This is a genomic window from Streptomyces sp. NBC_00259, assembly GCF_036181745.1.
Taxonomy (GTDB): Bacteria; Actinomycetota; Actinomycetes; order Streptomycetales; family Streptomycetaceae; genus Streptomyces; species Streptomyces pratisoli.
The window spans coordinates 6,415,176-6,440,293 of sequence record NZ_CP108080.1 but is presented as its reverse complement, the minus strand read 5'-3'; the positions used below and the strand labels follow the sequence as shown (position 1 = coordinate 6,440,293).

Here is a 25,118-nt window from a genome sequence, read left to right as displayed (position 1 = left end):
GGGGCACCGGGCCACGGATTCAGGCACTGTTGCGGCCGATGCTCGCACCGCCGTCGACGCGCAGGATCTGGCCGGTGATGAAACCCGCCTTCTCGGAGAGCAGGAAGGCGATGGCGGCGGCGAGTTCGTCCGGGCGCCCGAACCTTCCCATGGGAACACCCGCCAGGTAGCGGGCGGCTCCGGCCGACCCGGGCGGGTTGTTCTTCCGGAACAACTCGGTGTCGGTGGGGCCCGGGGCGACGGCGTTGACGGTGATCCCGTGCGCGGCGAGCTCTCCGGCCCAGCCTCTCGTCAGGAACTCCATGGCGGCCTTGGCCGCACCGTAGGACGTGCGATCGGGCAACCCCAGGGTGACCAGGCTGGTGACGTTCACCACGCGGCCCCAGGACCGTTCGAGCATGCCCGGCAGGACGGCCTGGACGATCTGGACCGCGGTGCGCACGTTCATGTCGAGAACCGCGTCGAGGTCGGACAGGGCGACCTCCCCGACGGGCGCGGGTCGCACCGTCCCCACATTGTTGACCACGGCGTCGACCGGCCCCGCGTCCAGCACGTCCCGCAGGACCTGATCGGTGGCCGCACGGTCGGCGAGGTCGGCTTCGTGGAACTCGCCGGGAAAGGACTGCGGTGCGCTGCGGGCGATGCCCACGGGAGTATGGCCGTCTCCTGCCAACTCCTCGGCGAGGGCGCGGCCGATGCCCTTGGACGCGCCCGTGATGAGTACTCGCCTGCGGGTCATGGGTTCACTCCGTCACTGGGCTGGTCCGCACATCGTTTGTGTGTGGGGGCGTGGGGCCTCGCCCTCGACGAAAGGACACCTGTTCCTGTCGTTATGCGGCAAATGTCAGGGTAGTCAATTGCAGTTCCCCGGCTACGTGACCACGGGCAGGGCTACGTCGGCACCGAACCGCCGCCCGGCCGACGCGAGCATCCCGGCACCGGCGTCGATGCCGGTGACGAGCGCACCGCCTACGACGCCACGACGCTCCGCGGCCGTCCGGGCCTGCCGCGCCCCGGCAGCCGCTACGGTGCGGCCTGATCGAGGATCCGCCTCGGCAGCCGCAGGCTCAGCAGCACCGTCAGCGCGATGCCCGCGAGCTGCACCAGCAGCGTCGTCACCAGCGCGTCGCGCATGCCCAGCGCGGGAACCAGGCCGAGGAACAGGGAGCCGAGGGTGGCGACGCCGAGGGCGAGAGCCGACTGCTGGGTGGTGATCATGACTCCGCCGCCCACTCCGGCCCGGTCCGCGGGCACCTCGGAGAGGACGATCCGGAAGAGGACGGGGAGCTGGAGGGCCTGGCCCAGGCCGGCCACCGCGACTCCCGGCATCAGTGGCAGGACACCCAGGTGCGGCCAGTCCCGCCAGGTGGCGAGGGCGATCAGGGCGACGCCGAGGTCCTGGACGAGTCCGCCGGCGGTCACCACCCGGGTGCCGTACCGGGCCACGAACCGCGGGCCCGCCAGCGATGCGGCGAAGAAGCCGACCGCCATCGGCACGAGCGTGAGTCCCGCGGAGACCGGGCCGAGCCGCGCGCCCTGCTGCAGCGCCACGGCGATGACGAACATGAAGCCGCTGAAGCCGATCGAGAACGGCACGATCATGACGAGTCCGCGCCGCAGCGACAGCAGCCGGAACAGGCTCGGCGGCACCAGCGGCGTACGGCCCTTCCGGTCGGCCCGGAGCTCCACGCGGTAGAAGGCGTACGCCGAGAACGGGAACGCGGCGAGGGACAGCCAGGTCCACAGGGGCCGGCCCGTGGCGCGCCCCTCGGTCAGCGGTGCGAGCAGCGTCAGCAGCGTGGTGGCGAGGAGCAGGGTGCCGGCGACGTCGACGGGCTCGGGCCGCTGCGAGCGGGTCTCGGGCACGGCGCGTGCGCCGAGGAACAGGCCGCGCGCAGGGCGTCCGCCCGGTCTACCCCTCGGCGGCGGTGTGCAGGTGCGGGCGCGCGAGGTTGTCCGGCAGGAGGATGCGCCGGAGTTCGTCCTCGGTCAGCAGGCCCTTGTCGAGGACGAGTTCCTGGACGCTGCGGCCCGTCCTGAGTGCCTCCTGGGCGACGGCGGTGGCCTGTTCGTAGCCGATGTGCGGGTTCAGCGCGGTCGCCAGGCCGATGGAGCGGGCGACGAGGCCGGCGAGGTGCTCGCGGTTGGCCGTGATGCCGGTGACGCAGCGCTCGGCGAGGGTCAGACAGCCGGCCCGCAGATGGGTGAGGCTCTTCAGCAGGCTGTGGGCGATGATCGGTTCGAAGGCGTTCAGCTGGAGCTGGCCCGCCTCGGCGGCCATGGTCACGGTCATGTCGTTGCCGATGACCTCGAACGCGATCTGGTTGACCACCTCGGGAACGACGGGGTTGACCTTGCCGGGCATGATGCTCGAACCGGCCTGTACCGGGGGAAGGTTGATCTCGGCGAAGCCGGCCCTCGGCCCGCAGGACAGCAGCCGCAGGTCGTTGCACGTCTTGGAGAGCTTGACCGCGATCCGCTTCAGCACGCCGGACAGCTGGACGAACGCGCCGGCGTCCTGGGTGGCCTCGACGAGGTCGTCGGCGACCGTCAGCGGCAGGCCGGTCACGGTCCGCAGGTGCCCGGTGGCCAGTGCCGCGTAGCGGGGATGGGCGTTGAGTCCCGTACCGATCGCCGTACCGCCGAGGTTGATCTCGTGGATCAGCGCGCGTGCCTCGGTGAGCCGCCTGTGGTCCTCGCCGAGCATGACGGCGTACGTCGCGAACTCCTGGCCCAGGGTCATGGGCACCGCGTCCTGCAGTTGGGTGCGGCCCATCTTCAGGACGTCCGCGAACTCCGCCGCCTTCGCCTCGAACGCGGAGCGCAGCACGTCCATGGCGTCCAGCAGCCGGTGGGCGGTGAGGTCGAGCGCGACCTTGACGGCGGTCGGGTAGACGTCGTTGGTGCTCTGGCCCGCGTTGACGTCCTCCAGCGGGTGCAGACTCGTGTAGTCGCCCTTGCGGTGGCCGAGGAGTTCCAGGGCGCGGTTGGCGATGACCTCGTTGGCGTTCATGTTCGTCGAGGTGCCCGCGCCGCCCTGGATCACGTCGACCACGAACTCGTCGTGCAGCTTGCCGCCCCGGATCTCCTCGCAGGCGGCCACGATCGCGTCGGCCTTGCGGCCGTCCAGCAGCCCGAGTTCACGGTTGGCGAGGGCCGCGGCCTGCTTGACGCACGCGAGGGCCGTGACGAGGTCGGGGTAGGACGAGACCTTGGTGCCGGTGATGGGGAAGTTCTCCACCGCCCGCAGGGTGTGGATGCCGTAGTAGGCGTCCGCCGGGACGTCGCGGTCGCCGAGCAGATCGTGCTCGCTGCGGAACTCGCCGGGTGCTTCGGGGCGGTCGTGGTCGTGCTTGGGCATGGCGGTACGGACTCTCCTGTCGGGCGCGTACGCGGAAGGGCGAGGCGGAGGGTGGGGAGGGAGTGGGGCACGGTGGCGGGGCGGGACGCGGACGGCCGGGCCCGGAACAGCGGTCATGCCTCGACGAGTTCCGCCGCCGGGCGGGCGCCGCAGGGCATCTCCTCGCCGAGCGCGTGGCGCAGCACCCGGTCCCGCTCGCGCGGGTCGGTGGTGGCGAGCAGGGCGCTGAGTACGGCGATACGGGCCTGGCCGGCGCGGAGCGTTCCGGTCGGCACGGCGCCCGCGGCCACGAGGTCGACCGCGCCGCCGTGGGTGTAGATCTCGGTGACGGGCCCGGCCTGGACCCTGGTGGTGAGGGCGACGAGCACACCGCGGGCGGTGGCGGCGGAGACGGCCTCGACGAAGTCGGGGGTCGCGTTGCCGGCGCCCGTGGCCACCAGGACGATGCCCTCGGCCCCCGCGTCCACGGCCGCGTTCAGCAGCAGCGGGTCGGCGTCGGCGTGGTGCATCACCATGTCGACGCGCGGCGCGATGCCGGGGATGCCGGGCAGGGCCAGCGGGGCCCGGCGCTGCGGCTGACGCAGCACGGAGACCCGGCCGAAGCCGATGTTCCCGATGCGGGCGCCGGACGGGTCGCCGAAGGCGTCGGGGGCGAGCGTCTGTGTCTTGACGGTGCCGCGGGCCGGGTGCAGCTTGCCGTCGAAGGCGACGACGACGCCCAGACCGGACGTCGTCGCGGCGGTCAGCAGCGCGTCGTGGAGATTGCCCGGTCCGTCGCCGTCGGTCGCGTCGAGCGGGAGCTGCGCGCCCGTGAAGACCACCGGGCGGGGGTCGTCGTGGTGGAGGTCGACCAGGAACGCGGACTCCTCCAGGGTGTCGGTGCCATGGGTGACGACGATGCCGTCCACGTTCGGGTTGGTGAGCACCTCGTGCACCGTGTGGAGCAGGGTCAGCTGGTGGTGGGTGGTGAGGCGCGGGCTGTTCACGCTGAACAGGTCGACGACCTCGATGGCGACGCCCTCGGGCACGGCGGCGGTCGCCATGACCTCACGGCCGTGCGCGTCGGCGGCGAACCCCGACCCCTGCCAGCGGCTGGCTATCGTCCCACCGGTGCTGATGACGACGATCCGTCCCACAGTGCCCTCTCCTCGTCCCTTGCCGCAGTGAGGCGGCGTATCCGACGGGGCACGCGGCCCGGCGGTCGCTCTTGGCGCCGGCCGAGCTGCGCCCCATGGCTGATCCGGAGGTGGCCGGAGCAGTCGTACGCAATGATAGAAGGTGCAGTACGCAATCGGATCGCGATTTCAGCCCAGGCTTCCGACGCGCGTGGTGGATAATTGCGCCATGGATGAGATCGACAGGGCTATCTTGCGTGAGCTCCAGGACGATGGCCGGCTGAGCAATCAGGAGCTGGCCCAGCGGGTGGGCCTCACGCCGTCGCCGTGCATGCGGCGGGTCCGGCAGCTGGAGCAGGACGGTGTGATCCAGGGCTACCGGGCGGTCATCGACCCCGACGCGGTGGGCCGGGCCTTCGAGGTGCTGGTCTCCATCGAGGTGAAGCGGGACCGCGAGGTGGTCGAGGCGTTCGAGTCCGCCCTCCAGGACATCCCGGATGTCGTCGAGGCGTACCGGCTCTTCGGCAGCCCGGGATGCCTGCTGCGTATCGCCGTGGCGGATCTGCGCGCCTACGAACGGCTGTGGATCGAGCGGCTGACCGCGCTGTCCGGGGTCACCGAGGTCAACTCCCAGATCATCATGAAGCGGATCAAGGAGCCGCGCGGGCTGCCGGTGGACGGCTGACCCCGGTCACCGCTCAGCGCCCGCCGTCCGCTGCCCGCTCCGCCGGTGCGGCGCGCGAGAAGTGGCGGGACGTGGGCACCAGGGCCGCGAGGGCCGGGACGAGGAAGCAGATCAGGGCGCAGGCACCGAGGACCGGTGCGGCGCCGAACGCGCCGATGGCGGGGGCGATGAGCGCGAGCCCGACGGGGGCCAGCCCGTAGGACAGCATGAAGTCCAGCGAGGAGACACGCGCCAGCTTGCCGGGCTCCACCTCGCGCTGAGTGGCGGTGAACCAGGGCACGTTGAACAGTTCGATGCCGATCCCGGCCACGGCGTAGGCGGCGACGACCACGGCGGGATGCACCGGCAGCATGAGGCTGAGCGGGGCGACCCCGTAGGCGGCCAGCCCGGCGAGGGCCGCCCGGCCCTGCGCGCGCGGCCGCCAGCGGGCGATGAGCAGGGCTCCGGCGAGGGCGCCGACGGTGTACGCGGTGGTGGCTGCGGCGAGGACGACCTCGCTGCCGTAACGGTCCCGGCTGATGAGCGGCAGCGCGACTCCCGTGGCGGAGTAGCCCGTGGCGATGACCGCGGTGAGCGCGGCGAGACCGGCGACGAACCAGGGGTGCCTGCGGGCCTCACGTATCCCTTCCATGAACTCCGCACGGAACGAGGCGCGTTCCGCCGATGGCGCCGGTGCGCCGGTGACGCCCCGGCCGGGGACGAGTGCCGCCACGAGCCAGAGCAGCCCGATGCCCAGCAGCAGCGCCGCGATGTCGAGGACCACGGCGAGCAGCGCCGTCAGCGCGGGCCCGGCCAGGGCGCTGACCCGGACGGCCAGCGTCATCGCGGCGTTGGCCTGCTGCCTGCGGCCGGCGTCGACGACCTCGGCGGTCAGGGCCTGGAACGCCGGCCGGCACGCGCCCTGACCGGCACCGGCGAGAGCCGCGGCGGCGGCCATCAGCGGCAGTGAGCGCCCGAGTCCCGCGGCGAGCAGCGGGGCCGCGACCGCGGCGGCGAGGGCCGACCACAGCACGACGGCGCGGCGGGAGTGGCGGTCGGCCAGCACTCCGCCGACCGCCACCGCCACGAGGAATCCGGCGGTTCGGGCGGCGAGCACCAGGCCGAGGCCGGCGGGGGTGAGCGACCGGTCGAGCACCGCGAGCCCGAGGACGAACGGCAGGGCCCAGGTCGCGAGTCCCGATGCGGTGGTGCCGGACCAGAGGCGCAGGAACGCGGTGTCGCGCAGGACGGACGGCCGCTTCAGCGGTGGTTCCTGCCTGAGGTCGGTCGGTGCGGGCGAAGTCGGCACGGTGAGGCTCCTGTTCCGGCGTGCGGTCTGCCACAGCAGAGTGTTAATGAAAATGATTACCATTACAGTACACTCTGGCTCGACCGCTCCCGACCGGTGCGTGTTACCCCCTGCCCACATCCCCTGGAGGACCCCATGCGCCACCCCGCCCACCTAGGCATCGCCCTCACCATCGCCCTCTCGACCGCGGGTTGCTCCGCCTCGACCGGCCCTTCCGCCCCGGCGGACAGGGCGGACACGGCGACGGCCGGTGTGACCACGGTCATGAGCTGCGGCCGGAAGCTGACCTTCGACAAGGCGCCGGAGCGCGCCGTCACGCTCGACCAGAACGCCACCGAGACCCTGCTGGAGCTGGGACTCACGGACCGCATGGCCGGCACGTCCAATCTGAAGACGCGGATCCCGGAGCAGTACCGGGCCGCCTACGCCCGCGTCCCGGTGCTCAACCCCCGGATCCTCACCGGTGAACAGCTGCGTGCGGCCGGCCCGGACGTCGTCGTCGCGTCCTTCGCCGACCTGTACACGAAGGACCGGGCGGGCACCCGCGAGGAACTCGGCGCGCTCGAACTGCCCGCGTACACCAGCGCGGTGGACTGCCCTGAGCGGAGCGAGCCGGGCAGGACGCCGTTCGACCTGCTCTTCGACGACTACCGGAACTACGGGCGGATCTTCGGCGTCGAGGACCGGGCCGCCGCGCTCGCGAAGAAGCAGCGGACGGCCGTCGAGAAGGCGGCCGCCACCGCCGCGAAGGTCAGGGGCGACGGCGCACGGAAGCCGACCGTCGTCTGGGTGTACTCCGTCTTCAACGGGGCGCCCTACGTCGCCGGCAGGAGCGGGATGCCGAGCGCGATGAGCGCGATCGTCGGCGCGAGGAACGCCTTCGACGACGTGAACGAGGACTGGCCGGAGGTCACCTGGGAGGAAGTCGCCCGGCGTGACCCGGACTTCATCGTGCTCGGCGATCTCTCCGAGCGCGGCAGGCCGGGTGACAGCGCCGAGGAGAAGCGCGCCCTGATGCGCGAGGACCCGGTGGTGTCCCAGCTGAAGGCCGTACGGGAGAACCGGATCATCGAGGCGCCCGGCATCGAGATGGACCCGTCGGTGCGCTCGGTCCACACGCTGGAGCTGCTGGCGAAGGGCATGAAGGACCTGGGCCATGCCCGCTAGCCGGAACGCCTCCCCCGGGGCCGGCGTGAGCGTGGCGGACCTGCTGCACCCGGCGGCCGTTCGGACGGCGCCGGACCGGAAGGCCGGACCGGCGCAGGGCCACGAACCCGGAGCAGCGCAGGACCGGAAAGCCGGAGCGGCGCAGGGCCACGAACCCGGAGCAGCGCAGGGCCGGGACGGCGGGCCGGCGGGTCCCGGCACCGTGCCGGTCCCCGGCCGCTCCCCCCTTGCCCGGGCCGTCCTGTTGCTGTGCGGCGCCGCGGCGCTCGTCGCGTCGGTCGCGGTGTCCGTCCGGATCGGCACCACCGACATCGGTTACGCGGATCTGGCCAGGACCTTCGGCTTCCATCTGGGCCTGGACGTCGAGCCGTTGCCCCGGCTCGTCGACTCGCTCGTCTGGGATCTGCGCGTCCCCCGCGTACTCATGGCCGCCCTCGTCGGTGCCTCGCTCGCGGTGTGCGGCGCCGTTCTGCAGGCGGTGACCCGCAACGCGCTGGCCGACCCGTACCTCCTCGGGGTGTCCTCGGGCGCGTCCACCGGGGCCGTGGCGGTGGTCGTCCTCGGGATCGGTGCGGGCACCCTCGGGGTGGCCGGCGGGGCGTTCACCGGCGCCCTGCTGGCGTTCGGGCTGCTCGCCCTGCTGCTCAGGCGCAGCGGTCTGGACTCGACGCGGATCGTCCTGACGGGTGTGGTGGTGGGGCAGCTCTTCACCGCGCTGACCTCACTGGTCCTGATGGCCTCCGCGGACGCCGACACCACACGGGCCGTCACGCACTGGCTGCTGGGTTCCATGGCACCCGCCCGCTGGGACTCGGTGGTCCTGTGCGCGCTCGTCACGCTGTGCGGGCTCGTCGTGATCGGGCTGTACGCGCACACCCTGGACGGGCTCTCGTTCGGCGCCGACACCGCCTCGTCGCTCGGGATCGACGTACGCGCCACGCGCAGGGTGCTGCTCGTCGTGACGGCGCTGCTCACGTCCGTGGCGGTCGCCTCCGTGGGCGCGATCGGGTTCGTGGGGCTGATCGTGCCGCACGGGACCCGGTTCCTGGCCGGCCCGCTGCACCGGGTGCTGCTTCCGTGCACGGCGCTGGCCGGTGCCGTGTTCCTGGTGTGGACCGACGCGCTCGCCAGGGTCGCGTTCGCGCCACGGGAGGTCCCGGTCGGGGTCCTCACCGCCCTCCTCGGGGTGCCGCTCTTCCTTCTCGTCCTGCGCAAGCGAGGTGAACTGTGAGGATCACCGCCGAACGCCTCAGCTGGTCGGTGTCCGGCACGACCGTCGTCCGCGACGTCGGTCTGGACATCGCGGCGGGCGAGACCGTCGGCCTGCTCGGGCCCAACGGATCGGGCAAGTCGTCGCTGCTGCGGTGTCTCGCCGGACTGCGCACCCCGTCCGCGGGCACGGTCCGCTACGACGGCGAGGCCATCGGGGACTGGAGCGCGCGCCGGATCGCCCGGCGGGTGGCGTTCGTCGAGCAGACCACCGGCACCGACAGCGAACTGCGGGTCACCGAAGTGGTCGGGCTCGGCCGGACGCCGTTCCGGGACGGCTGGCGCGGTCCGACCGCGGAGGACCGGGCCGTCGTGGCCGCCGCGCTCGACCGCACCGGGCTCACCGCGCTGGCGGACCGGCCGTGGAAGGCCCTTTCGGGCGGCGAGCGGCAACGCGCCCACATCGCACGGGCACTGGCGCAGCGGACCTGGTGCCTGCTGCTCGACGAGCCCACCAACCACCTCGACGTGCGGCACCAGTTGGAGCTCATGGAGCTGCTGGCCCGCACCGAGCAGACCGTACTGGTCGCGCTGCACGACCTGTCACTGGCCGCACGGTTCTGCGACCGCGTCCTGCTCATGGACCAGGGGCGCCTGGTCGCCGCGGGCGTTCCCGGCGACGTGCTGAGTCCGGACCGGCTCGCGGAGGTCTTCCAGGTCGACGCCGAGGTGGGGCCGGACAGCCTGGGCAACCCCGCCGTCGCCTACCGCGGCGTCGCCGCGCCGCGGGTCGACGGCTGAGGACCCGCATCCCCGAATCCCCGGATCCCTCACGCCCCGTCCCCGAACACCACATCCGCTGACCGATGTCCGATCCCCGCACCCGCACCCGCACCCGCTTCAAGACTTCCGAGAGAAGGAGTACCCGTGGACACAACCGACCGCGGCCCCGCCGTGACGACCGTGGACGAGCTGCTCGGCGCCGTCCTGGCCGGAGAGCACGGCCCCTGCCCCTCCACACTGACCGCCACGAGCGTCTTCTGGATCCACCACGGCACCCGGCTGGCCGGCGGCCAGGTCACCTACCTCAACCAGTACGTCCTGGTGCGCCTCGGCGGCTCCTTCGGCGGCTGTGCCTTCGAGGCCGGTGAGATCGACCCGGCGATCTGCCGCGACGCCTCCGGCACCACACTCGACGTCCTGCTGCGCGACGGGCCCCGCCCGCTGCGGATGGCCGCCCTGGACGCGTATCTCGCCGAGACACTGCCGCACCGGGAGGCCGCCCGGTCCTCGCGGGCCGAACCGGTCACCCTGCCGGCCGGTCCCCCGGAGGTCCGGGCGAGGGCCCGGGACACCGCGATCGCCGGGCTGCTCGACATCGAGGACGGCGCGCGGGTGGCCCTCATCGGCGTCGTCAACCCGCTGCTCGCGGCGATCAGGGAGCGCGGCGGCACACCCCTGCCGTGCGACTTGAATCTGCGGACGACGCAGTGGGGCGAGCCGGTCACCGACGACATGCACACGGTGCTGGACGCCGCCGACGCCGTCGTGGCGACCGGAATGACGCTGAGCAACGGCTCGTTCGACACGATCGTGGCCCACTGCCGCGAGCGCGGCGTGCCGCTGGTCGTGTACGCACAGAGCGGCAGCGCGGTGGCCAGAGCCTTCCTCGGGGCGGGAGTGACCGCACTGTCCGCGGAGCCCTTCCCGTTCTCGCAGTTCAGCGCCGAGGAGACCGTCCTCTACCGCTACCGTCGCCACACCGCGAGCGGCTCGTGACGGCGCGAACCCGCCGGGCGAGGGCCGACACGGGCACCGCCGGGGTCGGCACCGGGCACGCCTGCTGCCACCACGGGGAGATCCTGCAGGGCGTGTTCCTCGACGACCGCGGGCGGCGCTGCGCCGGGCTGGTCACCCTGCCGATGAACGGGCCGGGCACACGGGCCCGGTTCGTGCGACGGCCCGAGGCCCCGCCCGGCGCGTTCACCGTCACCCCGCACGACCGTACGAAGGCGCTGCGCGCCGTCGCCCTGGCCGTCGACGAGTGTGCCCGACGGTGCCGCGAGCCTTTGTGCGGCGGGGAGTTGCGGCTCACCGGCGACATCCCGGTGGGGCTCGGGATGGGCTCCTCCACCAGCGATGTCATCGCGGCCGTACGCGCGGTCGCCGACGCCTACGGTCTGCGGCTGCCGCCGGGGACGGTCGCCCGGCTGTCGGTACGGGCGGAGCTGGCGTCCGACCCGCTCATGCTCGGCGCCCGTCCCGTGCTGTTCGCGCAGCGGGAAGGACGTGTCCTGGAGGTCCTCGGCGACGCCCTGCCGCCGGTCGTCGTCGTGGGCTGCACCCTCGGCGGCGGCGGGCCGGTGGACACCCTGTCCCTGCCCGCCCCGGTCCACGACGACGAGGACGTACGCGCCTACGAACGTCTGCGGGCGCTGCTGCGCCGGGCCGTCGCCACCGCGGACCCGGGGCTTCTCGGCCGGGTCGGCACGGAGAGCGCCCGGCGCGCCCAGCGCCTGCTGCGGCACCCGGAGTTCGACGCCCTCGTCGCGATCGCCGGGCACACCGGCGCCGTGGGCGTCCAGATCGCCCACAGCGGCACCGTGGCCGGACTGCTCTTCGACCCGGCGGCCCCCGGGCTCCCGCACCGGGTGGAGCGCTGCCGCCACGACCTGGAGCGCGAAGGCATCCCCGCCACCCGGACCTTCACGACGTACACCCCGACCGAGGAGTTCATGAATGGACCAGCACATCGCGGAATCGATCGGCAGGCCGGACCTGATACGTCTGGACGACCGGCTCGTGTGTCTGCGCTTCGAGACCATGAAGGTCGTCTCGGCCTCGGCGGCCGTCCGCCATCTGCTCGACACCGGAGCGGTACGGCCGGGTGACACGCTGCTGGACAGTTCCAGCGGTATCTACGCCTACGCCCTCGCCCTGGCCTGCCACCGCCACGGAATGCGCTGCCACATCGTCGGCTCGACGACGGTCGACCACACCCTGCGCACCCAGCTCGCGGTGCTCGGCGCGACGCTCGAGCAGATGGAGCCGTGCAGCGACCTGAAACTCGATCAGAAGCGGCGCGTCGCCCGCATCCAGGAGATCCTGACGGAGCACCCCGACTACCACTGGATGCGCCAGTACCACGACGACATCCATTACCTGGGCTACCGGGACGTCGCCGAGCGCGTCCGGCAGGAGACCGGGGACGTCCCTCTCACCGTCGTCGGCGGGGTCGGTTCGGGGGCCTCGACCGGTGCGCTCGCCCGCCGGCTGCGGGAGGACGGGCACGGCGTGGAACTCGTCGGCGTACAGCCGTACGGCAGTGTGACGTTCGGCAGCGAACACGTCGCCGACCCGGACATCATCATCGCCGGGATCGGCAGCTCCATCCCGTTCGCCAATGTCGACCACGGGCTGTACGACACCGTCCACTGGCTCGCGTTCGAGGCGGCGCTCGCGGGCAGCGTCGACCTGCTCCGCCGGCACGCGGTGTTCGCGGGGCTGTCCACCGGGGCGGGCTATCTCGCCGCCCGCTGGGAGCGCGAGCACGACCCCGCGCGCACCGTCGTGTTCCTCGCCGCGGACACCGGCCACCGCTACGTGGACACCGTCTTCGCCCGGCACCGGGAGGCCGCCCGTGTCGAGGACCTCGCGCCGCGCACGGTGAGCGCACCGGCCGAACTCGCCCTGCCCTGGTGCCGGATGAGCTGGGACCGTGCTCCGGCACCCGCCTCCGCGGTGGCATCGGCGGAGTCGGTGGCATCGGTGGAGTCGGCGAGGTCGGTGGCCGGTGGCGTCCGTGGTGCCGTCACGGGCCCCCCGCACCCGGCGGGCCGGTGAGCAGGGTGATGTGCGGGACGCCGGTGCGGGGGTGTTCCGCCACCTCGGCGTCGACGCCGTAGACCTCGGACAGGAGCGCGGGAGTGAGGACCTCGCCGGGTGCCCCGGTGGCCACCACACGGCCGCCGGCCATCACACAGATCCGGTCGCAGAACGCGGCGGCCAGGTTGAGGTCGTGCAAGGCGACGACGGCGGTGACGCCGAGCCGGCGGACGAGGCGCAGCGTGTCGAGCTGATGACGCAGATCCAGGTGGTTGGTCGGCTCGTCCAGCACCATCGTCCCCGCGCGCTGGGCGAGCGCGCGGGCGATCAGCACGCGCTGCTTCTCGCCGCCGGACAGCCGGCCGAAGGGGGCGTACGCCAGGCCGGCGGCGTCGAGTTCGGCGAGCGCGTCCATGATGACGGCCCGGTCGTCGGCGCTGTCCCCTTCGAAGGCCCGCTTGTGCGGGGTGCGGCCCATGGCCACCACGTCGTACACCGTGAGGTCGAAGTCCCCGGCGGACTCCTGAAGGACGGCCGCGAGCCGGCGTGCCAGGGACTTGCCGGACATCCGCCGGACGTCCTCGCCGTCCAGCAGGACCCGCCCCGACGTGGGGCGCAGCGCCCGGTACACCGTACGCAACAGGGTGGACTTCCCTGCGCCGTTGGGCCCGGCGAGCGCGACCACCTCGCCGGGCGCCGCCCGCAGGGACACCTCGTCCACGAGCACCGTGCCGTCGACGACGACCGACACGCCCTCCAGGGCCAGCGTGCCGGGCGCCGCCGCGGTCGTGCTCCTGCCCGCGTCCGAACCCCTGCCCCTGCCCCTGCCCCTGCCCGCGTCCGTGGCCGAGTCCGTGGCCATGTCCGTCATGAGGACCTCCGTCGCATCAGCCACAGGAAGAAGGGACCGCCGACGAGGGCGGTGAGGATGCCCACGGGGATCTCCTCGGGGCTCATGAGGGTGCGCGCGGCCAGGTCCGCGGCGATGAGGAAGGCCGCGCCGAGCAGCGCGGCGGCGGGCAGCGCACGGCGGTGGTCGGCACCGACGAACAGCCGTACCACGTGCGGCATGATCAGACCGACGAAGCCGATCTGCCCGCTGACCGCGACGATCGTGCCGATCATGAGGGCGACCAGGATGAACAGCGCGGCACGGAAACGGTGTACGTCCAGGCCGAGGGCGACGGCGGCCTCCTCCCCCGCGAGCAGCAGGTTGAGCGGACGGCAGACGCCGAGCAGGACCGCCGTGCCGAGCAGGACCGCGCAGACGGGGATCCACACCACCGTCCAGGTCGTGCCGGCCAGCCCGCCGAGCATCCAGCGCAGTGCCGCCTGGGTCTTGTGCGGGTCGTCGGAGGTGACGATCAGGAAGCTCGCCAGCGCGGAGAGCACCTCGGCCGTCGCCACTCCCGCCAGCACCAGCCGCACCGTGGTCATCCGTCCGCCCGACCGGGCCAGGAAGTAGACGGCGACCAGGGCGATGAGCGCCCCGAGGAACGCCGCGACGGGCAGTGAGAACACGCCGAACAGGCCGACGTTGAAGACGACGACGAGCACCGCCCCGACCGAGGCGCCCGACGACACCCCGAGCAGCATGGGGTCCGCGAGGGGGTTGCGGACGAGCGCCTGCAGCGCCATTCCGGCCACCGCCAGGCCCGCCCCGACGACGCCGGACAGCAGTACGCGCGGCAGCCGGACGTCGATGACGATCGTCTCCCGGACCGGGGTCCAGGTCGGGTCGGCCAGGCCCGGATGCACCCGGTGCAGCAGGATGCCCCAGACCTGCTCGGCCGGGACGCTGATGGAGCCGGCCGCGATCCCGGCGGTCGCCGCGATCACGACCAGGGCGGCCAGCAGGGCGAGCACGAGCGGGTAGGGAACGCCGGGGCGCCGGGCGGCGGCCGTACGCTCCGCCCGGCTCACGCCGGCCGGCCCCGTCGCGTCGGTCGTGCCGGTCGTGCCGGTCGCCCCCGTCGCCTCGGTCGATTCCGTCGATTCCGTCGTGCCGGTCACCTGAAACGTTCCGCGTGGAGCTGGCGGGCCAGGGACTCGACGCCCGAGGGCACCCGGACACCCAGCACGGTGGACGACAGCGGCAGCACCGCGAACCGCTTGTTCCTGATCGCGGGCACGTCCTTCAGCGCCGGGTTCGCCAGCAGGAACTTCTTCTTGTCCTCGACCGACTGGTCCCCGTAGTCGTAGATGACGATGACCTCGGGGGCGCGCTCGGCCACCTGCTCGAAGGACACGTCACCGAACGCCTTGTCCAGGTCGGCGAAGAGGTTCGCCCCGCCGGCCCGCTTGATCATCTCGTTGCCGACGCCCGCGCCGCCCGCGGTGAAGGCCGTCTTGTCGCCACTGTCGTACACGAAGAGCTTTGTGGGAGTGACGCCGGCCAGCTCGCGCTCGACGGTGTCGAGCGTGCCGTGCAGCCGGTCCAGTTCCCGCTCGGCCCGGTCCGTCACGCCGAAGATCTTCGCGACGGTGCGGAGCTCCTGGTCCATGTGCGCCATCGTCACCGGCCCGGAGGGGCACTCCTCGACGTTCAGATAGGAGTTGATGCCCGCCTTGGAGAGCGCGGCGCGGCTGCGCCCCTCCTTCTCGTCGAAGGTGCTGGCGAAACCGCCGTAGGCGAAGTCGGGTTCGGCGGACAGCAGCACCTCGAACGAGGGGTACTCCTTCGCGAGCACCTTGAGCCCGCGATAGGCGTCCTGGTACGCGGGGAGGATCCGGTCGTCGAGGTAGGCGGTGCCCACCATCGACTCCTCCAGCCCGAGCGCCAGCATGACCTCGGTGGCGTGCTGGTTCAGCGACACGGCGCGCTGCGGAGGACGCTGATACGTCGTCTTCACCCCGCAGTTGTCGACGGTGACCGGGAAGCCCTCGGCGGGGCCGGCCGGCGCGGCGTCGTCACGGGCGGCGCTGCCGCCGCCGCAACCGGCGACCAGCAGCGCCAGGGCCATGGCGGACAGCAGGGACAGCGGGCGTTTGCCCATCATGTGGTGGTCCTCTCACCGCGGGGAGTTGTTCAGGAGAGTGGTGATCAAAAGGTCGTGAACAGGAGGTCGCGATCCCAGGTCGCGATCACGCAGGGGCCGAACACGAAGGGGGCGAGCACGAAGGGAGCGTCGGGCAGCGTGCGGGCGGCGCCGACGACCGTCAGCGCACGCGCCGTGGCGGGGTGAAGGCGTAGAGGCCGAGAATCTCCGGCAGCGCGGCGACACCGGGGCCGCCCGCCCGTACCCAGGCCGCGACGTCCTCGGTCGCGAGGGAGTCGTTGACGAGGCCGAACCAGACGGCCCGGCCGCCTGCGGCGCGCCCCTCTGCCGACGGCTGCACGACGATCACGTTCGCCTGGTCGCAGACGTCGAGACAGTCGGAGATCCGCACCGGGGCGTCCAGGGCGAGACGCGCGGTCTGCTCCGCGTGGTCGACACCGGTCACCTTGGGACTGCCGCAGCAGCAGTCACGGCACACGACGACGCGGCACGGCACCGGACCGCGCGGCGATGGCACCTCGGGCATCACGACAAGCCTCCCCTCTGGGGAAATCCGCCCCAGTCACGTGAGGAGGCGACCGCGTGAGTCTCCTGGCTCTCGGGTCACCGCTCGTCCCGGCCTTCCCACCCGCATCCGGGCAGTGGTCTGTTCGGGATCCGCTCGCCGATCACAGTGGCGGGACCGCGCCGGATTCACACCGGCTTCCTCGTTCCGCCGTCGCCTTTTCGCGGGACATCATCGCAGAAACGAACGTCATGTCATACGCCCGGGCCCGCTCCCTACCCGTAGCGCGAACGGCCGACCACCGGTGGCAGCCGATCGAGTCCTGGCCCAGGCTGACAGCACTGCATAAAGCGCATTCAGCGGGAAAATCAACCGCAACCGGAACACAAGGGACGGTAACGTTCATCCCTGCGCAGCAATGACGTCAAGGAGTCCGGCAGTGATCTCACGTGTGTCAGCGGGCATTCTGCTGATCTGTGCGGTCCTGCTGCATGTCCTGACACCGGTCTGCGCCACCCCGGCAGCCCCCGGAGCCCCCCGGGCCGATTCGGCCGTCGTCGCCGCGGAGAGCAGGAACCCGCACACGACGGTGGTGGTGATCAGCGCCCACGGCGCGGCGCACCACCACGACGAGTCGTACGACCCGCTGACCCATCTCTCCCGTGTCTCTCAGCTCGGCGCCCACGCGCCCGCCGCCCCCGGCAACGGCGCCAACAGCGCGCCGGACGAGACGGCGAGCCCACCGGGCGCCCCCTGCGCGAGTACCGCGAGGCACACCCGGAACCCGGGCGCGGCGGCGACGCCGAGCCTGAGCAACCTGCAGGCGTTCCGCTGCTGATCGGCAGGCGCACCGCCGACGCGGGCCCTTCCCCGGCCGCCTGACGACGTGCCCGGGCACCCTCCGGTGCCCGCCGCGCGGCCTGTCACGCGCCGCCAGGGCCGTCGCGGTGCGCCCCTCTTCGAGCACGCACACCCTTCCGTATCGAAGAGACCGAGGTACGACCATGCAGTCGCTCATCGAGCACGCCCGGCACTTCCCCGCACGGATCGCGGGGCAAGAGGACACCTACGCCGCGCTGGCGCGGGGCCAGCGGCCCCAGGCGCTGTTCATCACCTGCTCCGACTCCCGGGTGATTCCCTCACTGTTCACCGGCGCCGCACCCGGCGACATCTTCGAGGTACGCACCGCCGGGAACATCGTTCCCTCCTGGCAGCCGCACACGGCCTGCGGTGTGGCCGGCAGCCTGGAGTTCGCCGTGGAGGCCCTCGACGTCCCGGACATCGTCGTCTGCGGTCACTCCCACTGCGGCGCCGTCCAGGGCCTGCTGCGGGAGCAGACCGTACGGAGCATGCCGCTGGTACGGCGCTGGCTGACCCGGGCCGGGCACCGCGGCGGCCACGACGGGCCGGGGCCGGCGGCGCCACCGGAGGACGACCCGGTCGCCGCGGCCCAGCGGCATGTGCTGACCCAGCTGGAGCATCTGAGGACCTACCCGTGTGTCGCCGGGCGGCTGGCTTCGGGGCGGCTGCGGCTGCACGCCTGGTTCTACACGGTCGAGTCCGGCGAGGTCCTGGCCTGCGAGCCCGGCGGCCGCGTCTTCCGGCCCCTGTGATCCGGGCCGGCCTCCCGGCACCGGACGGGGGGAATCCCACCACAGCGGACACCGCGCCGCCCCGGACGCCCACGACGTTCCTTCCTCACCCCGAGAGAACGCCATGCCCAAGATGCCCCTGACCTTTTCGCTCGGGCGCCACGTCCGGGCCGATCTGACCGCTTCGCTCGTCGTCTTCCTCGTCGCCCTGCCGCTGTGCGTGGGCGTGGCCGTCGCCTCCGGTGTACCGGCCGAACTGGGCCTGATCACCGGCATCGTCGGCGGTATCGTCACCGGACTGCTGCCCGGCAGCAGTCTCCAGGTCAGCGGCCCCGCCGCCGGGCTGACCGTCCTCGTCTACACGGCGGTCCACGAGTACGGGCTGTCCGCCCTCGGCGTGATCGTGCTGGGCGCCGGGCTGCTGCAGCTCGTGCTCGGCGCGCTCAGGCTGGGGCGCTGGTTCCGCGCGATCTCCGTGGCCGTCGTCCAGGGCATGCTGGCGGGCATCGGCCTGGTCCTGATCGCCGGTCAGCTCTACGCCATGGCCGACGCCACGGCGCCGGGCGGCGGCCTCGCCGATCTCGCGGGTCTGCCGGAACTCGTCGTCCGGACCGTCACCTCGCAGACGGCGCTGCTGGCGCTCGCCGTGGGCATCGGAACGGCACGTCTGATCGCCATGTGGCCGCGTATGCCGGCCAGGATGCGGGTCGTACCGGGACAACTGGTCGCGGTGGGCGCGGCGACCGCCCTGACCGTGGTGTTCGACCTGCCGATCCACCGGGTCGAGGTCACCGGGCTGCTCCAGGCGATCCAGCCGCCGGGCCTGGCCGACGCCGGGCGCCTGGCGAACGTCGGGTTCGCGGCCACCGTGATCGCGTTCGCCCTGATCGCCTCGGCGGAGAGCCTGTTCAGCGCGAGCGCGGTCGACCGTCTGCACACGGGCCGGCGTACCGACTACGACAAGGAGCTGATGGCGCAGGGCGCGGGCAACACCGTCTGCGGCGCCCTCGGCGCGCTGCCGATGACCGCGGTCATCGTCCGCAGCGCCACCAACGTCCAGGCGGGCGCCAAGACGAAGCTGTCACGGGTGATGCACGGCGTCTGGCTGCTCCTGTTCGCGGCGTTCCTGCCGCAGGCGCTGTCCTACGTACCGACCGCGGCACTCGCCGGCGTCCTCATCCACGCGGGCTGGAAGCTGATCCCGCTCAAGGAGCTCGCGCCGCTGTGGCGCGACCACCGGGGTGAGGCCGTCGTCCTGGTCGTCACCGCGGGGGCGATCGTGACGACCACCATGTTCGAGGGCGTGCTGATCGGTGTGCTGCTCGCCGTCGTCAAGACCGCCTGGGCGATGTCCCATGTCCATATCTCCGTCTCGGACAGCGGTATGGGCGCGGTGCGGGTGCGGCTCACCGGCAATGCCACCTTCCTGCGGCTGCCGCGCATCCTGGACACCCTGGAGGCGCTGCCGCAGCGTCAGGTCGAGCTCGATCTGTCGGGGGTACGCCACCTGGACCACGCCTGTATGACGGCGCTGCAGAGCTGGGCGGACCAGCGCAACGCGCACATCTCACAGCCGCAGGCGCCCCGGCCGACTCCCTGAGGTCAGGCGGACCGTCGCCCTGCCCCTGGGACGGCCACGGGAAGCACGCCGACGCGTGCACCACGAGGAGTGGTGCACGCGTCGGCGGCGGTTTCGCGGCGGGTTCGGCTATGCGGCGGGCTCGGTGCTGAACGTGGCGTGCAGCGCGCGGAGATGGTCCACTTCCCGTACGGGGCCGGTGAGCGTGACCCGCGCCGTCAGCCGCGTGTCCGTGCTCGACGCGCCGAACCGCAGCTCCAGCTTCCCCGGTTCCACGATGCGCAGCCCGTCCCGGCCCGTGAAGGCGGCCAGGTCCGCGGGGACCGTCGAGCGGACCCGTACGGCCTGGCCCGGAGCGAGTTCAAGCCGGGCGTAGCCGATGAGGCGCTGCACGGGCTGGACCACGGAGGCGACCGGGTCGTGCAGATAGAGCTGCACCAGCTCGGTGCCCTCGCGCGGTCCCGTGTTGCGGACCGTGAAAGCCAGCCCGAACGCGCCGTCCGTGGTCGCCTCGTCGCTCTCCACGGCCAGGTCCGTCCACGCGAACGTGGTGTACGTCAGGCCGTGCCCGAAGCCGAAGGCGGGCGTCGGGTCGATGCTGGAGACCTCGCTGGAGTGGCCGAGGCGTGCCGCCAGGTAGGTGGACGGCTGGGCCCCCGGGTGACGCGGGACGCTGACCGGGAGCCGGCCGGCCGGCGCGGTCCGGCCGCCGAGCACGGAGGCGATCGCCCGCGTGCCCTCCTCGCCGGGGAAGAAGGACTGGACGACGGCGGCCGACGCGGTCGCCGCCCGGCCCAGCGCGTAGGGCCGGCCGGCCAGCAGCGTGACCACGACCGGGGTTCCGGTGTCGAGGAGCGTGTCGAGCAGCTGCTGCTGGACGCCGGGCAGGGCCAGCGACTCGGCGTCGCAGCCCTCGCCACTGGTACCGCGCCCGAAGAGTCCGGCGCGGTCACCGAGTGCCGCGATGACGATGTCGGCGCCGCGGGCGAGTTCCGCGGCCGCCGCGAAGCCCGTGGTGTCGGTGCCGTCCACGCTCGCGCCCCGGGCCACGACGATCTCGCTGTCGGGGAACTCGGCCGCCAACGCCTCGCGCAGGGTGGGCAGTTCGATCCCGACCGGGACCCCGGGGTGCTGGACGCCGACGTGGACCGGGAAGGCGTAGCAGCCCAGTACGGCCGTCGGGTCCTCGGCGTTGGGGCCGATGAGCGCGATCCTGGCGGGAGGCGCGGTCCGCTCCGGGGCGTGGTCCGGGGACAGCGGCAGGGTGCCGTCGTTGTGGAGGAGCACGACCGCCTGTTCGGCGACCCGGCGGGCGAGGGCCCGGTTGTCGTCGGAGTCCAGGCGCACCGAGCCGCGCGGCGTCCCGGCGTCCGGGCCCGGGCCGGTGGCGCTGTCCGGGTCCGCTCCGTCGAGTGCCGGCGGCAGAGCGCTCCAGTCCGGGTCGAGCAGGCCGAGTTCGGCCTTCTGCACGAGGACGCGTCGTACGGCACGGTCCACCAGCGCCTCGGGCACCCTTCCCTCGGCGACCGCGTCCAGCAGGGGTTCGCCGAACGTCTTGACCGTGGGCAGCTCCACGTCCACACCCGCGGCGAGCGCGGCGCCTGCGGCCTCGCCGAAGGTTCCGGCGACTCCGTGCAGGGTCTTGAGGAACGCGATGCCGAAGTAGTCGGCCACCACGGTGCCGGTGAAGCCCCAGGTGTCCCGGAGCAGTCCGGTCAGCAGCCGCTCGTCGGCTGCGGAGGGGATGCCGTCGGTGTCGGTGTAGGCGTGCATGACCGACCGTACGCCGCTCTGGCGCACCGCCATCTCGAACGGCGGCAGGATGATGTCGGCGCGCTCGCGGGCTCCCATGCCGACGGGGGCCAGATTGCGCCCGGCCCGGGACGCGGAGTAGCCGGCGAAGTGCTTGAGCGTGGCGACGATGCCGGCCGACTCCAGGCCCTGTACGTAGGCGGTGGCGACGGTGCCGACGAGATAGGGGTCCTCGCCGATGGTCTCCTCGACCCGGCCCCAGCGCGCGTCGCGCACGACGTCGAGGACGGGGGCGAGCCCCTGGTGGACGCCGACGGAGCGCATGTCGCGGCCGATGGCGGCGGCCATCTCGCGGATCAGCCCGGGGTTGAAGGTGGCGCCCCACGACAGGGGCACGGGGTAGGCGGTGGCGCCCCAGGTGGCGAAGCCCGCGAGGCACTCCTCGTGGGCCAGGGCCGGGATGCCGAAGCGGTTCGCGCCGGCGATCCGCCGCTGGGTGCGGGCCAGCGAGAGCGCGCCGGCCGCCGGGTCGACCGGTGCCGTACCGAACGGCCGGGTCAGCTGGCCGAGACCGTACGGCAGCAGTTCCTCGAGGTCGACCGCCTCTTCCATGTCGTGCTGGTGCGGGGCGACTTCGCCGCCCTCGTCGGATGCCCCCACCCAGACCCCGAAGAGCTGGGCGATCTTCTCCTGGAGGGTCATCGCGGCGATCAGGGCGTCGGCGCGGGTGCCCGCGTCGAGGGACGGATCGCTCCAGAGGGGGGCGGCGGAGTCGGTCTCCACGGCCACGGTGTCCTCTACAGCCACGTTGTCGGTCACTTTCCTCCGACCCCCATCAGCCCCTGGACCAGGGCACGACGGGCGAACAGGTAGACGAGCAGGATGGGGAGCATGGACAGGACCACGGCGGCGAGCAGGCCGGGGATGTCGACCCCGTGTTCCGTCTGGAAGTCGTACAGACCCATGGTGATCACCTTGGTCCCGGCGGACTGGGTGAGCACCAGCGGGAAGAGGAAGCCGTTCCACGCCTGGAGGGCGGAGAAGACCACGATCGTCGACAGGCCGCTCTTGGAGAGCGGGAGGACGAGCTGGAAGAAGGTCCGCCAGGGCGAGGCGCCGTCCACGGTCATCGCCTCGTACAGCTCCGGTGTGATGTCACGCATCACACCGGTGAGGATGAGCGCGCACACCGGCATCGCGAAGGCCGCGGTCGGCAGGATCACGCCGATGAGGTTGTCGTAGAGACCGGCCTTGCTGATGACGTAGAACATCGGGACGATCACGGCCTGCGAGGGGATCGCGAGGCCGAGGAGGAACAGCCGGAAGACGACGCCGGTGGTGCGGCCCTGGCTGCGGACGATCGCGTACGCCAGCGGCGGTACGAGCAGCAGCACGATGCCGACGACGGCCACGGTGACGATCACCGTGTTGAGGAAGTACTGCGCGAAGCCGTCGTTGAGGTCGTTGACGTAGTTGTCGAGCGTGAAGTGGTCCGGGAAGGCGAGCGGGCCGTTGGCCGCGTAGTCCGCCCGGCTCTGGAACGTCGCGATCAGCATGACGTACAGCGGCAGGCCGACGAGGAAGAGCCAGACGAGCGAGCCGAACCCCGCCAGGTAGTTGGGACGGCTCTTCATCACACGCCCTCCTGGGTGCTGCGCATCTTGTCGTAGCCCGACAGCCGGACCGTGATCAGCGAGATGACCGTGGCGACGACCACGAGGAGCAGCGCGATGGCGGCGCCCGCGCCGAAGTCGAAGCTTTTGAAGGCCTTTTGGTACATGTAGTAGGCACTGATCGTGGTGTCGGTGCCGGGGCCGCCCTGGGTGAGGATCAGCACGGTGTCGAAGGTCGTGAGACCGCCGACGACCATGAGGATCACCGAGGTGATGATGCTGTTGCGCAGCTGCGGCAGGGTGATGTGGAAGAACTGCCGGACCCGGCCGGCCCCGTCGATCTGGGCGGCCTGGTAGAGGACCTGCGGGACCGCGCGGGCGGCGCCCTGGTAGATGAGCGTGTGCAGGGGCGTGAACTGCCAGGTGGCGACGAAGACCAGGACACCGATCGCGGTCGCCTGCTTGCCGAGCAGATTGCCGTCCCCGAAGAGCCACTCGGCCTGCGAGGGCACGCCGAAGTTGGGGTCGAGCACGGCGCGCCACAGCACGGAGACGGCCGTGATGGAGAGCAGCAGCGGGACGAAGTAGACGGCGGTCAGGACCGCCCGGTTCCGCTGGCGGCCCGCGGCCCAGACGCCCAGCAGGATGCTGATCGGGGTCTGGACGACGACGCCGAGCAGGGTGAGCAGGACGCTCAGCCAGAGGCTCTCCAGCATGACGGGGTCGGCGAGGAGCTTCGTCCAGTTGTCGAGGCCGACGAACTCCGGTTCGCCGAGGCCGTTCCAGCCGGCGAAGGACAGCACGACGAGCATGCCGAGCGGGACGATGGCGAACAGTCCGAAGAACACGGCGGCGGGAGCCGCCCAGGCGAAGCCCGGGCGGCCCACTCCGGTGCCGGACCGGCCGGGGGCGCGGCCGGTCCGTGCGGACTGCTCGCCGTCCACGGCGGGTGCGGTGGCAGTGGTCATGTCAGGTGATCCGGATCAGTGGTGGGGTCAGGCGGCCGGCAGGGACTGCATCTGCTTGATGAAGCCGTCCGCGTCGAGCTGGCCGTTGAAGAACTGCTGCACGGCCGAGTGGATCGTGGTCGTCGCCGCGGGCGGGTACGCCTGGTCCCAGGAGAGCTGGAACGCGGGGGCCTTCGCGACCAGGTCGTACTGGAACTTCGAGTACTCCGGGCTGGCCGAGGTGTCGAGGAAGTCCGGGGTGTTCGTGGTGGTGGGCAGGTTGCCTATGGACAGCTGCGCCTTCACGAACTCGTCCGAGTACATGAGCTTGAGGAAGTCGGCGACCGCCTCGGGGTGCTCGGTCCTCTTCAGCACCGAGTAGTAGTTGTTGGTGTTGCCCGCGATGTTGTTCGGGTCGCCCTTGCCGCCGGTGACGGTCGGGAAGGTGCCGTAGCCGAGGTCGCTCTTGGCGAAGTCCGGGTGGGCGTCCTGCAGGGTCGAGTACTCCCAGGAGCCCATCAGCTCGAAGGCGGCCTTGCCCGTGGCGAGCAGGGCCGGGGAACCGCCGTCGGTGAACTTCACCGAGTCGAAGTTGGTGCCGAAGGCGCCCGCGTCGACCAGCTCCTTGATCATGGAGAGGGCCTTCTTGCTCTCGGCGCTCTCCCAGGCGCTCTTGTCGCCCGTCATGGCCTTCTGGAACAGCTCGGGCCCGGCGACGCGGTCGTAGACGTACTGGTACCACATCTGCGTCGGCCACTTGTCGCCGCCGCCGAGCGCGATCGGGGTGACGCCCTTGCCCTTGAGGGTCTTGACCGCCGCGAGCAGCTCGTCCCAGGTCTTCGGCGGGGTGATGCCGGCGTCCGCGAGGACCTTCTTGTTGTGGAACATCAGGACGGGCTGGGTGCCGCGCATGGGCACGCCGTACGGCTTTCCGTCCACGACCGCGGTGTTGAACACCGAGGGCAGGAACTTGTCCTTGAGGCCCTGGTCCTTGGCGATGAAGTCGTCGAGCGGCATCAGCAGGTCCGCGTCGACGAACGGCTTGATGGAACCGCCGCCCCAGTTGAAGAACACGTCCGGGGCCTGCTTGCCGCTGATGATCGTCTGCAGCTTGGCCTGGTAGTCGGCGCCCGGGATGGTGTCCAGGACGGCCTTCACCTTGGAGGTCTTGTTGAAGGTCTCGACCAGCTGCTTCTCGACCTTGTTGGCCGCGTCGCCGTAGACCAGGACGTGAATCTCGTCGGCCCCGCCCGCCGAGTCGTCGGTGGCCCCGCCGCACGCGGACAGTGAAAGCGTCATGGCCAGCGCCAACCCGCCGATGACGGCGGCCCGGGGGAACCGTACGCGTAGCTTCATCGCCTCGCCTCTCGAAACTATTTCGGCACCGTTACCGAAAGTTCACGAGAGGGGACGGTAGGCGCCCCCACCTGGGGGGTCAACCCTCGAACAGCCAGTTACCAAAGCGTTACCCTGTTGCGGCA

The 25,118-nt window shown here is 72.0% G+C and carries 22 protein-coding genes, 1 pseudogene and 1 riboswitch; of the genes and pseudogenes, 10 read left to right on the top strand and 13 right to left on the bottom strand.

The genetic code is table 11. The features are described from left to right. Window positions 1–19 precede the first annotated feature (19 nt). From OG766_RS28895 to OG766_RS28880, 4 genes and pseudogenes are all read right to left on the bottom strand, one after another. Window positions 20–739, bottom strand: coding sequence for an SDR family oxidoreductase (locus OG766_RS28895; protein ID WP_266387257.1), 720 nt, complete (start codon window positions 737–739; stop codon window positions 20–22). A 284-nt stretch (window positions 740–1,023) separates the two neighbouring features. Further along, window positions 1,024–1,890: pseudogene (locus OG766_RS28890) on the bottom strand (MFS transporter); the annotation flags it as partial. 22 nt (window positions 1,891–1,912) lie between these two features. Continuing rightward, window positions 1,913–3,361, bottom strand: a complete 1,449-nt coding sequence (gene aspA, locus OG766_RS28885) for an aspartate ammonia-lyase (protein ID WP_266387260.1) — start codon at window positions 3,359–3,361, stop codon at window positions 1,913–1,915. Window positions 3,362–3,474: 113 nt separating this feature from the next. Beyond that, window positions 3,475–4,497 carry an asparaginase gene (locus OG766_RS28880; protein WP_266387262.1) on the bottom strand — a complete coding sequence of 341 codons (1,023 nt, stop codon included), beginning with the start codon at window positions 4,495–4,497 and terminating at the stop codon, window positions 3,475–3,477. Between the two features lie 208 nt (window positions 4,498–4,705). On the opposite strand from OG766_RS28880, the gene OG766_RS28875 reads away from it, so the two are divergent. Further along, window positions 4,706–5,161, top strand: a complete 456-nt coding sequence (locus OG766_RS28875; RefSeq protein ID WP_266387265.1) for an Lrp/AsnC family transcriptional regulator — start codon at window positions 4,706–4,708, stop codon at window positions 5,159–5,161. A gap of 13 nt (window positions 5,162–5,174) precedes the next feature. Here the strand turns inward: OG766_RS28875 and OG766_RS28870 are convergent, their stop codons facing one another. Further along, window positions 5,175–6,449: an MFS transporter gene (locus tag OG766_RS28870; RefSeq protein ID WP_328726539.1), complete on the bottom strand. Its 1,275-nt coding sequence runs from the start codon at window positions 6,447–6,449 to the stop codon at window positions 5,175–5,177. A gap of 135 nt (window positions 6,450–6,584) precedes the next feature. Between OG766_RS28870 and OG766_RS28865 the strand changes: the two genes are divergently transcribed. From OG766_RS28865 to OG766_RS28840, 6 genes are all read left to right on the top strand, one after another. Then, a complete protein-coding gene (locus OG766_RS28865) occupies window positions 6,585–7,616 on the top strand; it encodes an ABC transporter substrate-binding protein (protein ID WP_266387270.1) in 1,032 nt (343 codons plus the stop codon). Then, window positions 7,606–8,847, top strand: coding sequence for a FecCD family ABC transporter permease (locus OG766_RS28860; RefSeq protein ID WP_328726538.1), 1,242 nt, complete (start codon window positions 7,606–7,608; stop codon window positions 8,845–8,847). Before OG766_RS28865 ends, OG766_RS28860 begins: the two co-directional genes overlap by 11 nt. Further along, window positions 8,844–9,626 (top strand): ABC transporter ATP-binding protein, encoded by a 783-nt coding sequence (locus tag OG766_RS28855; protein ID WP_328726537.1) that lies wholly within the window; start codon window positions 8,844–8,846, stop codon window positions 9,624–9,626. The genes OG766_RS28860 and OG766_RS28855 overlap by 4 nt, the downstream gene beginning before the upstream one ends. 153 nt (window positions 9,627–9,779) lie before the next feature. Continuing rightward, window positions 9,780–10,604, top strand: a complete 825-nt coding sequence (locus OG766_RS28850) for a Rossmann-like domain-containing protein (RefSeq protein WP_266388774.1) — start codon at window positions 9,780–9,782, stop codon at window positions 10,602–10,604. A gap of 92 nt (window positions 10,605–10,696) precedes the next feature. Then, window positions 10,697–11,716: a GHMP family kinase ATP-binding protein gene (locus OG766_RS28845; RefSeq protein ID WP_328726536.1), complete on the top strand. Its 1,020-nt coding sequence runs from the start codon at window positions 10,697–10,699 to the stop codon at window positions 11,714–11,716. Further along, window positions 11,649–12,668, top strand: coding sequence for a pyridoxal-phosphate dependent enzyme (locus tag OG766_RS28840; RefSeq protein ID WP_328727541.1), 1,020 nt, complete (start codon window positions 11,649–11,651; stop codon window positions 12,666–12,668). Before OG766_RS28845 ends, OG766_RS28840 begins: the two co-directional genes overlap by 68 nt. Here OG766_RS28840 and OG766_RS28835 read toward each other — a convergent pair. From OG766_RS28835 to OG766_RS28820, 4 genes are all read right to left on the bottom strand, one after another. Then, entirely contained in the window at window positions 12,637–13,521 is an 885-nt protein-coding gene (locus OG766_RS28835) for an ABC transporter ATP-binding protein (RefSeq protein ID WP_266387284.1), read from the bottom strand. The genes OG766_RS28840 and OG766_RS28835 overlap by 32 nt on opposite strands. Further along, window positions 13,518–14,573: a FecCD family ABC transporter permease gene (locus OG766_RS28830; RefSeq protein WP_443045622.1), complete on the bottom strand. Its 1,056-nt coding sequence runs from the start codon at window positions 14,571–14,573 to the stop codon at window positions 13,518–13,520. Before OG766_RS28830 ends, OG766_RS28835 begins: the two co-directional genes overlap by 4 nt. Window positions 14,574–14,659: 86 nt before the next feature. Further along, on the bottom strand, window positions 14,660–15,649 hold the full coding sequence (locus tag OG766_RS28825) for an ABC transporter substrate-binding protein (RefSeq protein WP_266387287.1): 990 nt from the start codon (window positions 15,647–15,649) through the stop codon (window positions 14,660–14,662). A 160-nt stretch (window positions 15,650–15,809) separates the two neighbouring features. After that, entirely contained in the window at window positions 15,810–16,175 is a 366-nt protein-coding gene (locus tag OG766_RS28820) for a (2Fe-2S) ferredoxin domain-containing protein (RefSeq protein ID WP_266387290.1), read from the bottom strand. A gap of 38 nt (window positions 16,176–16,213) precedes the next feature. Beyond that, window positions 16,214–16,403, bottom strand: a riboswitch (cobalamin riboswitch). A gap of 190 nt (window positions 16,404–16,593) precedes the next feature. On the opposite strand from OG766_RS28820, the gene OG766_RS28815 reads away from it, so the two are divergent. The 3 genes from OG766_RS28815 (at window position 16,594) to OG766_RS28805 (ending at window position 19,346) form a co-directional block, all read left to right on the top strand. After that, entirely contained in the window at window positions 16,594–16,992 is a 399-nt protein-coding gene (locus tag OG766_RS28815) for a hypothetical protein (RefSeq protein WP_328726535.1), read from the top strand. A gap of 166 nt (window positions 16,993–17,158) precedes the next feature. Further along, window positions 17,159–17,767 (top strand): carbonic anhydrase, encoded by a 609-nt coding sequence (locus tag OG766_RS28810; RefSeq protein ID WP_266387296.1) that lies wholly within the window; start codon window positions 17,159–17,161, stop codon window positions 17,765–17,767. A 112-nt stretch (window positions 17,768–17,879) separates the two neighbouring features. Further along, window positions 17,880–19,346, top strand: coding sequence for a SulP family inorganic anion transporter (locus tag OG766_RS28805; protein WP_328726534.1), 1,467 nt, complete (start codon window positions 17,880–17,882; stop codon window positions 19,344–19,346). Window positions 19,347–19,454: 108 nt separating this feature from the next. Here OG766_RS28805 and OG766_RS28800 read toward each other — a convergent pair whose 3' ends face one another. The 4 genes from OG766_RS28800 to OG766_RS28785 are packed head-to-tail and all read right to left on the bottom strand — an operon-like array spanning window position 19,455 to window position 24,993. Continuing rightward, window positions 19,455–21,896 carry a beta-glucosidase gene (locus tag OG766_RS28800; RefSeq protein ID WP_443045554.1) on the bottom strand — a complete coding sequence of 814 codons (2,442 nt, stop codon included), beginning with the start codon at window positions 21,894–21,896 and terminating at the stop codon, window positions 19,455–19,457. Then, window positions 21,893–22,711 (bottom strand): carbohydrate ABC transporter permease, encoded by an 819-nt coding sequence (locus tag OG766_RS28795; protein ID WP_266387302.1) that lies wholly within the window; start codon window positions 22,709–22,711, stop codon window positions 21,893–21,895. Before OG766_RS28795 ends, OG766_RS28800 begins: the two co-directional genes overlap by 4 nt. After that, entirely contained in the window at window positions 22,711–23,658 is a 948-nt protein-coding gene (locus OG766_RS28790) for a carbohydrate ABC transporter permease (protein ID WP_266387305.1), read from the bottom strand. The genes OG766_RS28795 and OG766_RS28790 overlap by 1 nt, the downstream gene beginning before the upstream one ends. A 27-nt stretch (window positions 23,659–23,685) precedes the next feature. Beyond that, window positions 23,686–24,993: an ABC transporter substrate-binding protein gene (locus OG766_RS28785; protein ID WP_328726533.1), complete on the bottom strand. Its 1,308-nt coding sequence runs from the start codon at window positions 24,991–24,993 to the stop codon at window positions 23,686–23,688. Window positions 24,994–25,118 lie beyond the last annotated feature (125 nt).